General features: G+C 67.9%; 15 protein-coding genes. 11 read left to right on the forward strand and 4 right to left on the reverse strand.

Annotated elements, in window-relative coordinates; all coding sequences use genetic code 11:
• Positions 1-12: 12 nt before the first annotated feature.
• Positions 13-762 (forward strand): pyridoxine 5'-phosphate synthase, encoded by a 750-nt coding sequence (locus tag Ga0609869_RS08920; RefSeq protein ID WP_125403066.1) that lies wholly within the window; start codon positions 13-15, stop codon positions 760-762.
• 43 nt (positions 763-805) lie between these two features.
• Here Ga0609869_RS08920 and Ga0609869_RS08925 read toward each other — a convergent pair whose 3' ends face one another.
• A complete protein-coding gene (locus Ga0609869_RS08925; protein ID WP_170168733.1) occupies positions 806-1,270 on the reverse strand; it encodes a tetratricopeptide repeat protein in 465 nt (154 codons plus the stop codon).
• A 281-nt stretch (positions 1,271-1,551) separates the two neighbouring features.
• On the opposite strand from Ga0609869_RS08925, the gene Ga0609869_RS08930 reads away from it, so the two are divergent.
• The 6 genes from Ga0609869_RS08930 (at position 1,552) to era (ending at position 5,923) form a co-directional block, all read left to right on the forward strand.
• Positions 1,552-2,529 (forward strand): NADPH:quinone reductase, encoded by a 978-nt coding sequence (locus Ga0609869_RS08930; RefSeq protein ID WP_125403068.1) that lies wholly within the window; start codon positions 1,552-1,554, stop codon positions 2,527-2,529.
• Between the two features lie 3 nt (positions 2,530-2,532).
• Complete coding sequence (gene acpS, locus Ga0609869_RS08935; RefSeq protein ID WP_125403069.1) at positions 2,533-2,946, forward strand: holo-ACP synthase; 414 nt, start codon at positions 2,533-2,535, stop codon at positions 2,944-2,946.
• A gap of 70 nt (positions 2,947-3,016) precedes the next feature.
• Positions 3,017-3,805 carry a signal peptidase I gene (lepB, locus tag Ga0609869_RS08940; RefSeq protein WP_125403070.1) on the forward strand — a complete coding sequence of 263 codons (789 nt, stop codon included), beginning with the start codon at positions 3,017-3,019 and terminating at the stop codon, positions 3,803-3,805.
• Positions 3,802-4,482: a ribonuclease III gene (rnc, locus tag Ga0609869_RS08945; protein ID WP_125403071.1), complete on the forward strand. Its 681-nt coding sequence runs from the start codon at positions 3,802-3,804 to the stop codon at positions 4,480-4,482. Before lepB ends, rnc begins: the two co-directional genes overlap by 4 nt.
• A gap of 67 nt (positions 4,483-4,549) precedes the next feature.
• A complete protein-coding gene (locus Ga0609869_RS08950; RefSeq protein WP_125403072.1) occupies positions 4,550-5,011 on the forward strand; it encodes an SRPBCC family protein in 462 nt (153 codons plus the stop codon).
• A gap of 3 nt (positions 5,012-5,014) precedes the next feature.
• Positions 5,015-5,923, forward strand: a complete 909-nt coding sequence (era, locus tag Ga0609869_RS08955) for a GTPase Era (protein ID WP_125403073.1) — start codon at positions 5,015-5,017, stop codon at positions 5,921-5,923.
• Here era and Ga0609869_RS08960 read toward each other — a convergent pair.
• Positions 5,884-6,150 (reverse strand): hypothetical protein, encoded by a 267-nt coding sequence (locus tag Ga0609869_RS08960; RefSeq protein ID WP_125403074.1) that lies wholly within the window; start codon positions 6,148-6,150, stop codon positions 5,884-5,886. The genes era and Ga0609869_RS08960 overlap by 40 nt on opposite strands.
• Positions 6,151-6,225: 75 nt before the next feature.
• Between Ga0609869_RS08960 and Ga0609869_RS08965 the strand changes: the two genes are divergently transcribed.
• From Ga0609869_RS08965 to Ga0609869_RS08975, 3 genes are all read left to right on the forward strand, one after another.
• Positions 6,226-6,552: a DUF1491 family protein gene (locus tag Ga0609869_RS08965; protein ID WP_125403075.1), complete on the forward strand. Its 327-nt coding sequence runs from the start codon at positions 6,226-6,228 to the stop codon at positions 6,550-6,552.
• 60 nt (positions 6,553-6,612) lie between these two features.
• Positions 6,613-7,338 (forward strand): DNA repair protein RecO, encoded by a 726-nt coding sequence (recO, locus tag Ga0609869_RS08970; RefSeq protein WP_125403094.1) that lies wholly within the window; start codon positions 6,613-6,615, stop codon positions 7,336-7,338.
• A gap of 61 nt (positions 7,339-7,399) precedes the next feature.
• Complete coding sequence (locus Ga0609869_RS08975) at positions 7,400-8,221, forward strand: transglutaminase-like domain-containing protein (RefSeq protein WP_125403076.1); 822 nt, start codon at positions 7,400-7,402, stop codon at positions 8,219-8,221.
• 104 nt (positions 8,222-8,325) lie between these two features.
• On the opposite strand, the gene Ga0609869_RS08980 is transcribed toward Ga0609869_RS08975, so the two are convergent.
• Positions 8,326-10,011, reverse strand: coding sequence for an acyl-CoA dehydrogenase family protein (locus Ga0609869_RS08980; RefSeq protein WP_125403077.1), 1,686 nt, complete (start codon positions 10,009-10,011; stop codon positions 8,326-8,328).
• Between the two features lie 173 nt (positions 10,012-10,184).
• Between Ga0609869_RS08980 and Ga0609869_RS08985 the strand changes: the two genes are divergently transcribed.
• The gene (locus tag Ga0609869_RS08985; RefSeq protein WP_125403078.1) at positions 10,185-10,949 is read left to right on the forward strand and encodes a sulfite exporter TauE/SafE family protein; all 765 of its coding nucleotides are present in this window, start codon (positions 10,185-10,187) and stop codon (positions 10,947-10,949) included.
• 63 nt (positions 10,950-11,012) lie between these two features.
• On the opposite strand, the gene Ga0609869_RS08990 is transcribed toward Ga0609869_RS08985, so the two are convergent.
• Positions 11,013-12,611, reverse strand: coding sequence for a phosphoenolpyruvate carboxykinase (locus Ga0609869_RS08990; RefSeq protein WP_125403079.1), 1,599 nt, complete (start codon positions 12,609-12,611; stop codon positions 11,013-11,015).
• Between the last annotated feature and the right edge of the window lie 201 nt (positions 12,612-12,812).

Genomic DNA, 12,812 nt, shown 5'->3' on the forward strand with positions numbered 1-12,812 from the left:
GGGCAGGCAGATATGGAACGGATCGACGGGCTGCGGCTGGGCGTGAACATCGACCACGTGGCGACGGTGCGCAACGCTCGCGGCTCGGCCTATCCCGACCCGCTGCGCGCGGCGAAGCTGGCCGAGCAGGCGGGCGCCCACGGCATCACGGCACATCTGCGCGAGGACCGCAGGCATATCTCGGATGCCGATATCGAGGGGCTGATGGGCGGGCTTTCCGTACCTCTCAACCTCGAAATGGCGGCAACGGCCGAGATGCAGGCGATCGCCCTTCGGCACCGGCCCCACGCGGTCTGCATCGTGCCCGAAAAGCGCGAAGAGCGCACCACCGAGGGCGGGCTCGACGTGGCGCAGGACGAAAACCGGCTGGGCGATTTCATCGCGCCCCTGCGCGAGGCCGGCTGCCGGGTGTCGCTGTTCATCGGCGCCGAGCGGTCGCAGGTCGAGGCCAGCGCCCGGATCGGCGCGGCGGTGGTCGAACTGCACACGGGCGCCTATTGCGATTTCCATGCCGAGGGCCGGTTCGACGAACGCGACGCCGAGCTGGAGCGGCTGCGCGCGATGTCGGCCCATGCCCACGGGCTGGGGCTGGAGGTGCATGCCGGCCACGGGCTGACTTACGACACCGTCGTCCCGGTCGCGGCCTTCCCCGAGGTGATGGAGCTCAATATCGGGCATTTCCTGATCGGCGAGGCGATCTTTCGCGGCCTGGGCCCGGCAATCGCCGAAATGCGCCGGCTGATGGACGCGGCGCGGGGGTGAGACCGGCGTCGTCGCGGCAAGCGGGGGCCTGACGCCGACGCATCTAGTCGTCTTCGTCGGCCGCGGCCGCCGCGCGGACCAGCCGGATGGCCGCGAACCGATCCGTCGGGTCCAGCTCGAACGCCTTGTCGAGATAGGGTTGCCCGCGCTCGAAATCACCGAGGCGCATGTAACAGTAGGCAAGCGCGATCAGCGCCTGAAGGTAGAGGCCGGGGGCGGTCTTTGCCGCGGTGAATTCGGCGTCGTCAGGCCCGACCTCGCGCCAGTCGGCGGCGACGTTCAGCCGTTGCGCGGCGATGCGCAGGATGGTTTCGGCCTGCGGCACGGCCTCGGCGAATCGGTGGGTGTAGAAATAAAAGCGGTAGGCGCCGAGCCGCACGTCGAGGTCATGGGGCGCGGCGGCCAGCGCGGCCTCGACCGCGCGGGCGGTTCCCTCGGGGTCACTCCTTGCGCCCGGGGCGTTGGCCAGCATTTCCAGCGCGGCATTCGCCATGTCTTCGAGCGGCATCTTTGGTTCCTTTCCCGATGCCGCCCAGCAAAGAGCAGACGCGCCGACGGTGCAATGCCCGCCATGCCGCAAGGACCCGTTGACCGCCCAGGTCGCCGCGATCTGCCCATCCGTCGGGCGGGGCCGGGTTTGCCCGGCCCGGGAATCTGGCATAAAGGCTGGCGGGACGATGCGAAACGAGGGGCCGCGACGGCGCGCAGTCCGCCTGTTGGGGCGCGCTGTGCCGGCCAAGCGACCATGACCGCGCCAACCGGCGCGCCGATCAGCGAAGGGGCATTCCGATGAAAGCGGTCTGGTACGAGGGCTTCGGCCCTGCGCGCGACGTTCTGGTCCATGGCGAGATGCCCGACCCGCAGCCCGGCCCCGGCGAGGTGCTGGTGCGCCTGCGCGCCACGGGCATCAACCCCTCGGACGTCAAGCTGCGCGCCGGCCTGCGGCCCGGCGCCAAGATGCAATACAAGCGGATCGTTCCGCATTCCGACGGGGCCGGCGTGATCGAGGCTGTGGGCGAGGGCGTCGACCCCGCCCGGCTGGGCCGCCGGGTGTGGCTATGGAACGCGGCGTGGCAGCGCGCGCATGGCACCGCGGCCGAGCTTGTGGCGCTGCCGGCGCACCAGGCCGTCGACCTGCCCGACGGCACGTCTTTCGCCGAGGGGGCCTGCCTTGGCATCCCGGCGATGACCGCTTGGTATGCGCTGTTCCGTGACGGGCCGATCGCGGGCAAGACGGTGCTTGTCACCGGCGGTGCGGGCAGCGTCGGGCGCTACGCCTGCCAGATGGCCGCGCTGGGCCGCGCAAGGGTGATCACCACCGTCAGCTCGGCCGAGAAGGCCGCCCATTCCGGCGCCGAAGAGTGGGTGAACTACCGCGAGACCGATGTCGCCGAGGCGGTGATGGACAAGACCGGCGGTGCCGGCGTCGACCGCATCGTCGAGGTCGATTTCGCGGCGAACCAGGATGACAGCCTTGCGCTGATCAAGCCGGGGGGCACCATCGCGTCCTACGCCTCGGCCTCGACCATGGCGCCCGTGCTGCAATTCTACCCGTTCATGTTCAAGAACGTGACGCTGCACATGCTGATCGTCTATCAGCTGGACCCCGAGACCCACGCAACCGGCGCGGCGCAATTGGCCGATTGGCTGGCGGCGGGGCGCCTGTCGCACGCGGTGGTGCCGGGCGGCGGGCTGTCGGACGCGGCACGCGCCCACGAGACCGTCGAGGCCGGGCAGAAGCTGGGCACCGTGGTGCTGGAGGTCTGAGCCATGATCCTGGGGATCGGCACCGACCTGGCCAATATCGAGCGGGTCGGCCGCACGCTGGAGCGGTTCGGAGACCGGTTTCGCAATCGCGTCTTCACCGAGGTCGAACAGCGAAAGGCCGAGCGCCGGGCCGACGTGGCGGGGACCTATGCCAAGCGCTGGGCGGCCAAGGAGGCGTGTTCCAAGGCGCTGGGCACCGGACTGAGGATGGGCATCGCCTGGAAGGACATGGCGGTGGCGAACCTAGCAACCGGCCAGCCGGTGATGCATCTGACCGGCTGGGCCGCCGAGCGGCTGGCGGCGATGACGCCGCCGGGACACGAGGCCATCGTCCATGTCTCGCTGACCGACGACCACCCCTGGGCGCAGGCCTTCGTGGTGATCGAGGCGCGGCCGGTGGCGCGACAGGGCGGCTGAGGCGCGTGCCTTGACAGCCCCTTTCCGCCCGATCATGAAGCGAGGGCAATAACAGGCAGGATCGGGCCCCATGACAGCCAAGCGCGAAAAGGAAAACGGCATCGTCGAGACGATCAAGACGGTGGTCTACGCGCTGCTGATCGCGGGCATCTTCCGCTCGCTGTTCTTTCAGCCGTTCTGGATCCCCTCGGGCAGCATGAAGGACACGCTGCTGATCGGCGACTTCCTGTTCGTCAACAAGATGGCCTACGGCTATTCGCGCTATTCCTGCCCGTTTGGCCTGTGCCCCTTCGACGGGCGCATCCTTGCCTCCGACCCCGAGCGGGGCGATGTCGTGGTGTTCCGCCATCCGGTCAACGGCACCGATTTCATCAAGCGGCTGATCGGCCTGCCGGGTGACAGCATCCAGATGAAGGACGGGGTGCTGCATATCAACGGCGAACCGGTCGAGATCACGCCCGCGGGCGATTTCGAAGAAGAGTACCGCAAGCAGGGCCCGGTCGGCTATTTCCCGCAATGCGAGAACGCGCCTGTGGGCGAGGGCGGCACCTGCACCAAGCCGCGCTCTATCGAGACGCTGCCCAACGGCGTCAGCCACAGCGTGCTGAACATCCGCGACGGGTTCTTTTCCGACAACACGCCGGTCTTTTCAGTGCCCGAGGGGCATTACTTCTTCATGGGCGACAACCGCGACAACAGCCAGGACAGCCGCTATTCGCGCGCCAATGGCGGCGTCGGGTTCGTGCCGGCGGAAAACCTGATCGGGCGCGCCGACCGGATCATGTTCTCGTCCGGCGGGCGGTCGCTGTTCTTCCTCTGGACATGGCGGGCGGACCGCTTCTTCAAGGCGGTCGAGTGAAGCTTTCGGCCGAGCTGACCCGGTTTTCCGCGCGGCTGGGGCACAGCTTCAGCCGGCCGGAACTTCTGGTCGAGGCGCTGACCCATCCCTCCTTTTCCGCCCCGTCGCGTTCCGACAACCAGCGGCTGGAGTTTCTCGGCGACCGGGTGCTCGGCCTTGTGATGGCCGAGGCGCTGCTGGTCGCCGATACGGCCGCCGCCGAGGGGCAGCTTGCCCCGCGGTTCAACGCGCTGGTCCGCCGCGAGGCCTGTGCCGACGTGGCGACCGAGATCGGCCTCGGCGAGGTGCTGAAACTCGGCCGGTCGGAGATGAAATCTGGCGGGCGGCGCAAGGCCGCGCTCTTGGCCGATGCGATGGAGGCGGTGATCGCCGCGGTCTATCTGGATGCCGGGTTCGAGACGGCGCGCGACATGGTTCTGCGCCTCTGGGGCACGCGCATCGACGCGGTCGAGGCGGATGCGCGCGACGCCAAGACGGCGCTGCAGGAATGGGCCCAGGCGCGCGGCCTGCCGCCGCCCAGCTATACCGAGACGTCCCGCGAGGGGCCCGACCATGCCCCGGTCTTTACCATCACGGCGCGGTTGGACAACGGCGAGGAGGAATGCGCCACCGCCGGGTCGAAGCGGCAGGCCGAGCAGGCGGCGGCGCGCGCGCTTCTGGCGCGGCTTTTGGGCTGAGCGGCGGCACCGGCGCAGTCATCGCCGAGCTGTGCAATACGCATCCCGTGCAGGGACCCTTTCGGGCATGGCCCCCGCGGCCCTTTGGGAAGAGATCGGTGGGTTCTGCGCCATCGCGGACCGTTATCTTCGGCTGGCAAGCTGTGAGGAAGAGGAGATCGAGGGCGCGCGCCACCGCCGTCTCATGGCAGATGACGGCGCGGAAATTCTTGAGCTTTACGCCGATAAGGGCGGCGCGACCGGCTATCGCTACGAGATCGTCGAAAGCCCGCTGCCGGTGGCCGACTACGAAGCGACCTTTGCCGTGGCGGAGTCCGGCGCGGGCTCTACCGTGACCTGGTCCAGCCGCTTTACCGCAGACGGCGTGACCGAGGCCGAGGCGGCCGGCATCCTGGGCGGCATCTGCGGAAACCGGGCTCATGGCGATCCAGGAGCGCTGCGCGCCGCAACGGGCACCGGCGCGGCGCGATCAAGGCTGGCCAAGCGTTGCGGAATGCATTACCTGCGCTCTGTTGCATGCTTGGGATAGGCCATGACCACACGCGCCGGTTTCGTTGCCCTGATCGGAGAGCCCAACGCGGGCAAGTCCACGCTTCTGAACCGGATGGTCGGGGCGAAGGTCTCGATCGTCACGCACAAGGTTCAGACCACGCGCGCCCGCATTCGCGGCGTGGCGATGGAGGGCGACGCGCAAATCGTCTTCGTCGACACGCCGGGGCTCTTTCGCCCGCGCCGCAGGCTTGACCGGGCGATGGTCGCCGCGGCCTGGGGGGGCGCGGCGGATGCCGATATCGTGGTGCTGCTGGTCGAGGCGCATCGCGGGCTGACCGAGGGGGTGGGCGCGATCCTGGACGCGCTGAAAGAGCGGGTGGCCGAGGGCCGGACCGTGGCGCTGGCGATCAACAAGATCGACCGGGTCAAGGCCGAGACGCTGCTGGCGCTGTCGGCGGAGTTGAACGAGGCCTACCCGTTTGCGAAGACCTTCATGATCTCTGCCGAAAAGGGGCACGGGGTGGACGACCTGCGCGGGTGGCTGGCCGAGACCCTGCCCGAGGGGCCCTGGCTCTACCCCGAGGACCAGATCGCGGACCTGCCGATGCGGATGATCGCGGCCGAGATCACGCGGGAGAAACTGACGCTGCGGCTGCATCAGGAACTGCCCTACCAGCTGACCGTCGAGACCGAAGGCTGGGACGACCGCAAGGACGGCTCGACCCGCATCGACCAGATGATCTATGTCGCCCGCGACGGGCACAAGGGCATCGTGCTGGGCCACAAGGGCGAGACGATCAAGGCCATCAGCCAGGCGGCACGCGCCGAGATCGCCGAGTTTCTGGGCCGCCCGGTGCACCTGTTCCTGCAGGTCAAGGTGCGGCCGGGCTGGCTGGACGAGGCCGAGCGTTACTCGGAAATGGGGCTGGATTTCCGCGAGGGTGACTGATCCTGATCGGGGAGTATCCGGTTTTCGAAATAACGCAGGATCGCAAAATAGGCGATCGCGCAGACCCCGATATTGGTGATCAGCATCAGCGTGACGAAAAACCCGTTCCGCGAAAAACCGGCATAGACGATGATGTCCAGCAGGATGGCGGCGATGATCACGGGCATGGAAAAGGGTGGCAGCAGGGGGCGGCTTTTATCGGCCTTGGGGGCGGTGTCGTCGGTCATCTGCGGGCCTTTCGCGCTGGTCTCATCTTGGCAATGTAACACGCTCAGCGGCGGCGGCCAGCGGGGAGAGCGGCAATGCGGCTGACCGCCGAGTTCTGGGTCAAGGCCTATCTGGCGCGTCTGCGCCTGGCCGATATCCCGGCCTTCGTCGTCGCCCATGGCGACGACACCGCCGGCGCGGTTCTGGTCAAGCTCAACACGCTGGACGGCAGGGCGCGGGCCTATTCGCGCAGTTTCGACCTGGCCAGCGGCGAAAGGGTGTGGCTGGAACTGGCCGCGGGAGACGAGGCCGACGTGGACGCCGCCATCGCGCGCCAGCGCGGCTTCGACCCCGATCTCTGGGTGGTCGAGGTCGAGGACCGCGCCGGGCGGCATCTGCTCGACGAGCCCGGCCTTGCGTGACTTTTGCCGCCGGTTTTGGGTATTTTCGCCAAGAAGAAGCAGGGGCGGGGCGCAGGTGTGATCGAGTGGCGCGACGAGGGAGCGGTGTTGAGCGTGCGGCGCCATGGCGAGAGCGCGGCCATCGTCGATGTCTTTACCGCCGAGCACGGGCGCCATGCGGGCTTGGTGCGCGGCGGGGCCGGGCGCAAGCTGGCCGCGGTGCTGCAGCCCGGTGCGCAGCTCGACCTGACCTGGCGGGCGCGGCTGGAAGAGCATCTGGGGGCCTACACGGTAGAGCCCTTGCGCGGGCGGGCCGGGGCGTTGCTGGGCGACCGGGCGGCACTGGCGGGGCTGAACGCGGTGACAGCACTTCTGGCGTTCAGCCTGCCGGAGCGCGAGCCGCACCCGGCGCTCTATGCCCGGTCGATCACGCTTTTGGACCTGCTGGCCTTTTCCGACGCCTGGCCGCTGGCCTATCTGCGGTGGGAAATGGCGCTGTTGGAGGAGATGGGGTTCGGGCTGGATTTGTCGGCCTGCGCGGTGACCGGCAGCCGCGACGACCTGGCCTATGTCTCGCCACGCACCGGCCGGGCGGTCAGCGTGGAGGGGGCCGGCGACTGGGTCGACCGGCTGCTGCCGTTGCCGCCCTGCCTGCTGGGGCAGGGGCCGGTCAGGGCCGAGGAGATCGTCGAGGGGCTGCAGACCACGGGATATTTCCTGGAAAGCTGGCTGGCGCCGGCGCTGGGCGACCGGCCCGTGCCTGCGGCGCGCGGGCGGCTGGTGCAGGTTCTGGCGCAAAGCCTGTGAGTGTCGCGGTTCTGTGCCTTGGAGCCGCTAGACTGGCCGGGCGACGAAAGGGAGAGCGGCGATGACGGTCACACTCGAGGTCACGGTTTCGGGCGGCGCGGGGCGCGTCTTCGCGCCGATGGGGATGGTCACGCCCCATCACAGCCCGGTGGATTTTGCGCTGGTCGGGGCGGAGGCCACCCTGGCGGCGGAGGCGGCGACCGGGCAATGGGTTGCGGTGGCCGAGGGGGCCGCAGGGCCGGTGACCTTTCGCACGCGCTTTGCCGAGGGCGGGCCGGGCTACCCAGAGGCGTTGTTCACCCATCGGCCGAACCGTTTCACCACCGCGGCCGAGGCGCTGGGGGCGGCGGCCGAGGGGATCAAGGCGGCCGCCGGGGGCGGCGCCGCGGGGCTGGCGGCCATCGTGACCCATGTCGCGGATCAGTTCAGCTATGGCCACCCGGAAGAGCGGTTCTATGACGGGCATGACGAGATCCCGGCGCTCTGCGGGCTGACCGAGGGGTCTTGCGTCGATATCAACACCTATCTCGTGGCTGCGCTCCGGGCGGCGGGCTATGAGGCGGGCTATGTCACCGGGTATTTCTTTCCGGCCGAGAAACGCGGCACCTGCGAGGACATGCATTGCTGGGTTGTCACGCGGCACGAGGGCGCCGTGCAGGAATGGGACATCGCCCATCACCTGAAGATGGGGCGGTCGGACATTGGGCCGGGGCAAAACCCGCGGCCGGGGCTGCGGGTGCCCCTGGCCCATTCCATGGGCCATGACCTGCCGGCGCTGGGGATATCAGAGCTGAAGATCCTGTCGCAGCCGATGCGCCAGGCCCCGGACGGGGGGCTGGACTGGGCCGAGGTGGATATCCGGCTGACCAACTGGCCGGGCTGAGCGCGGCGGCGCGGGGTCAGCCCGGCCGCCGCCGCGCAATCACCCGACCCTGAATCTCGGCGTGCGGCCGAGGGCGGCGTCCACCGGACGCCGCTTGCCAATGGTCAGCCGAGGAGCCGCCTTGCGATCACCTGGGCCTGGATCTCGGCCGCGCCCTCGAAGATGTTCAGGATGCGCGCGTCGCAGAGGATGCGGCTGATGCTGTATTCCAGCGCGAAGCCGTTGCCGCCGTGGATCTGCAACCCGTTGTCGGCCGCGGCCCAGGCGACGCGGGCGCCCAGCAGTTTCGCCATGCCGGCCTCGAGGTCGCAGCGCTGGTCGTGGTCTTTTTCCCAGGCCGCGAAATAGGTCAGTTGCCGGGCCAGCATGATTTCAACCGCCATCATCGCCAGCTTGTCGGCGACGCGGGGGAAGGCGATCAGCGCCTTGCCGAACTGCTTGCGGTCCTGCGCGTATTGCATCGCCACGTCGAGCGCCGACTGGGCCACGCCGATGGCGCGGGCGGCGGTCTGGATGCGCGCGCTTTCGAAGGTCTGCATGAGCTGCTTGAAGCCCTGGCCCTCGATCCCGCCGAGCAGGTTGTCGCCCTTGACCGTGAACCTGTCGAAGCCGAGCTCGTATTCCTTCATGCCGCGGTAGCCCAGCACCTCGATCTCGCCGCCGGTCATGCCCGGCGTCGGGAACGGATCTTCGTCGGTGCCCGGCGTCTTTTCGGCCAGGAACATCGACAGGCCCTTGTAGTCGGTGGTCTCGGGGTCGGTGCGCGCCAGCAGCGTCATCACATGGGTGCGCGCGGCGTGGGTGATCCAGGTCTTGTTGCCGGTTACCTCGTAGTCGTCGCCCGTCTTGACCGCGCGGGTGCGCAAGGACCCGAGGTCGGAGCCGGTGTTGGGCTCGGTGAAGACGGCGGTCGGCAGGATCTCGGCCGCGGCGATCTTGGGCAGCCAGTGGCTCTTCTGTTCCTCGGTGCCGCCGCACAGGATCAGCTCTGCCGCGATTTCGGACCGCGTGCCGAGGCTGCCCACGCCGATATAACCGCGCGAAAGCTCTTCGGAGACCACGCACATCGAGGCCTTGGACAGGCCGAACCCGCCGTACTCTTCGGGGATGGTCAGGCCGAAGACGCCCAGTTCGGCCATCTCCTCGATGATCTCCATCGGGATCAGCTCGTCCTTGAGGTGCCAGTCGTGGGCGTTGGGCACGACCCGGTCGACGGCAAAGCGGCGGAACTGCTCGCGGATCATCTCCAGCTCGTCGTCGAGGCCGGTGGCGCCGACGGTGACGTTGGCGGCCTGCTGCTGCATCAGCTCGACCAGGCGGGCGCGGGCCGCGGGCGTGTTGCCGCCCTGGGTCAGGGTCATCACCTCGCGGGCCATGAGGGCGCGCTGGTCATCCTGGGAAAGGCCGATATCCTGCAGGCGCACGATCTCGCCCTGGCTCATCGGGATGCCGCCGTAGATCTGCCAGAGGTATTCGCCGAAGGCGATCTGGTGGATCAACTGCTCGATCTCGCCGAACTTTCCCTCGGCGCTCAGCCGCTCGGCCCAGCCCTGCATCTGTTGCAGCGCCTGGGCGTAGGTGGCCAGCCACGCAAGCCCGTGGGTGGCGGTCTGGTGCGCCTCGATCAGCCGGCCCGAAACCCGGTCGCCCTCGGTCACCTTGGCCTTGATCGCGTCGCGGGCGGCGCCGAGTACGGTCTCGACCGGGCCGAGCGCGGCCTTGGTCAGCGTCAGCAGATCGGGGAGGAGGGCGCTGTCGGCGCCGGGCATGTCCTGGCCGTCATGGGGCATGAATCGTCTCCTTGTCTCGGGCTTGGGGTGACATAGGGCGTTCGCAGGTGCAGCGCAACAAAAATTCAATTGCTATTGGCATTTTGAAGCAAAATGTCGCTCTGAATTTTTGCAATGCAGCGGGACCGCAAGCGCGATATAGCGCCGGCGGGCATGCAACACAGGGGCACCCAATGCAGATTGCCGGACTGGACCCGATCGTTTTCGCCGCCGCGTTCGGCGTGGCGTTGTTTGCCGGTTTCGTGAAGGGCGCGGTGGGCTTTGCCATGCCGATGATCATGATCTCGGGGCTGTCCAGCTTTCTGCCCGCGGAAACGGCGCTGGCAGGGCTGATCCTGGCGACGGTGTCGACCAACGTGGCGCAGGCGTTCAGACACGGTGTGGCCGCGGCGGTAAAGATGCTGCGCCGCTATGGCCGGCTGATCGGCGCGATGGTGGTGGCGATCATCCTCAGCGCGCCTCTTGTGACGGTACTGCCGGGGCGGGCGATGCTTTTGCTGCTTGGGCTGCCGATCCTGGCCTTTACCCTGTCGCAGCTCCTCGGCCGGCAGCTGATCGTGCCGCTTCATCACCGTGGCCGGGCCGAGGTGGCGATGGGGCTGCTGGGCGGGTTTTTCGGGGGTATCTCCGGGGTCTGGGGCCCGCCGGTCATCGCCTATCTGCTGAGCGTTGCAACACCCAAGGCCGAGATGGTGCGCGTGCTAGGCGTGGTGTTCCTCGTGGGCTCGGTGATCTTGCTGGCGGCGCACCTGGGCTCTGGCGTGCTGGCGGGCGATCGGCTGGTGCTGTCGGCGGTGCTGGTGGTGCCGGCGGCGCTGGGCATGGCCCTGGGCGTCGCGGTGCAGGACCGGCTGAACCCCGAGAGGTTCCGCAAGGCGACGCTGGCAGTGCTGGCGCTGGCCGCGGCCAACCTCGTGCGGCGCGGGCTGTTCGGGTAGGCGCACGGAAAAGGCCCGGCGCGCGGGCCGGGCCTTGCCAGGGTAGCGAAAGGTGGCTGGGTGTCAGCCCAGTGCCGCGGCCTTCACGTCATCGTCGATGAAGGGCACGTATTGCGCGAAGTTTTCGGCGAACATCCCCACAAGCTTTTGCGCCTGGGCGTCGTATTCGTCGTTCGCGCTCCAGGTTTTGCGCGGGTCGAGCAGCACATCGGCCACGCCGTCCACACGCACCGGCACCTCGAAGCCGAAATTCGGATCCTTGCGGAACTCGGCGTCGTTCAGCGACCCGTCGAGCGCGGCGGTCAGCAAAAGCCGCGTGTCGCGGATCGGCATCCGCGACCCCGTGCCATAGGCGCCGCCGGTCCAGCCGGTATTGACCAGCCAGCAGGTCGCTCCGTGCTTGGCGATCTTCTCGCGCAGCAGGTTGCCGTAGACTTCGGGGCGGCGCGGCATGAACGGTGCGCCGAAGCAGGTCGAAAAGGTGGGCTCGGGCTCGGTCACGCCCTTTTCGGTGCCAGCGACCTTGGAGGTGAAGCCCGAAAGGAAGTGATACATCGCCTGCGCCGGTGTCAGCCGCGCGATGGGCGGCAGCACGCCGAAGGCGTCGCAGGTGAGCATGATGATGTTCTTGGGATGCCCGCCCAGTGCAGTGTCGGAGGCGTTCGAGATGTAGTGCAGCGGGTAGGCGCAGCGCATGTTCGCCGTCAGGCTGTCATCCTCGAAATCGAGTTCCTTGGTCTCTTCGTCATAAACCATGTTCTCGATCACCGTGCCGAACTTGCCCGTGGTCGCGTAGATCTCCGGCTCGGCCTCGGCGCTGAGGTTGATCGTCTTGGCGTAGCACCCGCCCTCGAAGTTGAAGGTGCCGCGGTCCGACCAGCCATGCTCGTCATCGCCGATCAGGGTGCGCGCGGGGTCGGCCGAGAGCGTGGTCTTGCCCGTGCCCGACAGGCCGAAGAAGACAGCAGTGTCGACCGGGTTGCCGGACGCGTGGTTGGCCGAGCAGTGCATCGCCATGATGCCCTTGCCCGGCAGAATGTAATTCATCAGCGTAAAGACGGATTTCTTGATCTCGCCAGCATATTCGGTGTCGCCGATCAGGATCAGCTTCTTGGCGAAGTTCATCGCCACCACCGTTTTCGAGCGGCAGCCGTGACGCTCGGGGTCGGCCTTGAACGAGGGGCAGTTGATGACGGTGAATTCGGGCGCGAAACTGTCGAGTTCCTCGCGGTTCGGACGGCGCAGCATGTGCCGCGAGAAGAGCCCGTGCCAGGCCATCTCGGTGACGACGCGCACGTCCAGACGGTTGGCCGGGTCGGCGCCCGCGAACAGGTCTTCGACGAAGACCTCGCGGCCCTCGAGATGCGCCAGCATGTCGGCATGCAGGCGGTCGAACGCTTCGGGATCCATCGGGCGGTTGTTTTCCCACCATATGGTGTCTTCGACATCGGGGGTGCGCACGACGTGCTTGTCCTTGGGCGAGCGGCCGGTATGCACGCCGGTGGCCACAAGGAAGGCGCCGCCATTGCCCAGGCGCCCTTCGCCACGCTTCAGCGCCTCTTCGATCAGGGCGGGCTCCATCAGGTTGTAATAGACCTTGTTCAGCCCGGTGATGCCCTGATCCTCCAGGCGCTGTGCCGGGTTTACCCGTCCGATCTCCATCCGAAAGCTCCTTGCGTCCTGTCCTGATGCGTTTTTCAAGTGTCGTAGCCGCGCCGGGTGGCCGAAGTGGGATGCCAAGAGGTCCCGCGCGCCAAGGGTGGCGACCCTATATCATGACGGTTTGACGAAAGAACAGGCGAATTCAGCCCGTTAGCGCAACCAAATTGCCGAAACGGCCGTCCATACGAAAGAACCTGACGC

The organism is Rhodovulum iodosum (genome assembly GCF_041020385.1).
Lineage (GTDB): Bacteria > Pseudomonadota > Alphaproteobacteria > Rhodobacterales > Rhodobacteraceae > Rhodovulum > Rhodovulum iodosum.

Bases quoted from the DNA above. Each gene is read 5' to 3' on its own strand.
- lepB (WP_125403070.1), top strand. From the start codon at position 3,017: ATGACAGCCAAGCGCGAAAAGGAAAACGGCATCGTCGAGACGATCAAG.
- era (WP_125403073.1), top strand. From the start codon at position 5,015: ATGACCACACGCGCCGGTTTCGTTGCCCTGATCGGAGAGCCCAACGCG.
- Ga0609869_RS08990 (WP_125403079.1), bottom strand. From the start codon at position 12,611: ATGGAGATCGGACGGGTAAACCCGGCACAGCGCCTGGAGGATCAGGGC.
- Ga0609869_RS08980 (WP_125403077.1), bottom strand. From the start codon at position 10,011: ATGCCCCATGACGGCCAGGACATGCCCGGCGCCGACAGCGCCCTCCTC.
- Ga0609869_RS08930 (WP_125403068.1), top strand. From the start codon at position 1,552: ATGAAAGCGGTCTGGTACGAGGGCTTCGGCCCTGCGCGCGACGTTCTG.
- Ga0609869_RS08950 (WP_125403072.1), top strand. From the start codon at position 4,550: ATGGCCCCCGCGGCCCTTTGGGAAGAGATCGGTGGGTTCTGCGCCATC.
- Ga0609869_RS08985 (WP_125403078.1), top strand. From the start codon at position 10,185: ATGCAGATTGCCGGACTGGACCCGATCGTTTTCGCCGCCGCGTTCGGC.
- Ga0609869_RS08975 (WP_125403076.1), top strand. From the start codon at position 7,400: ATGACGGTCACACTCGAGGTCACGGTTTCGGGCGGCGCGGGGCGCGTC.
- Ga0609869_RS08965 (WP_125403075.1), top strand. From the start codon at position 6,226: ATGCGGCTGACCGCCGAGTTCTGGGTCAAGGCCTATCTGGCGCGTCTG.
- acpS (WP_125403069.1), top strand. From the start codon at position 2,533: ATGATCCTGGGGATCGGCACCGACCTGGCCAATATCGAGCGGGTCGGC.
- Ga0609869_RS08925 (WP_170168733.1), bottom strand. From the start codon at position 1,270: ATGCCGCTCGAAGACATGGCGAATGCCGCGCTGGAAATGCTGGCCAAC.
- Ga0609869_RS08920 (WP_125403066.1), top strand. From the start codon at position 13: ATGGAACGGATCGACGGGCTGCGGCTGGGCGTGAACATCGACCACGTG.
- Ga0609869_RS08960 (WP_125403074.1), bottom strand. From the start codon at position 6,150: ATGACCGACGACACCGCCCCCAAGGCCGATAAAAGCCGCCCCCTGCTG.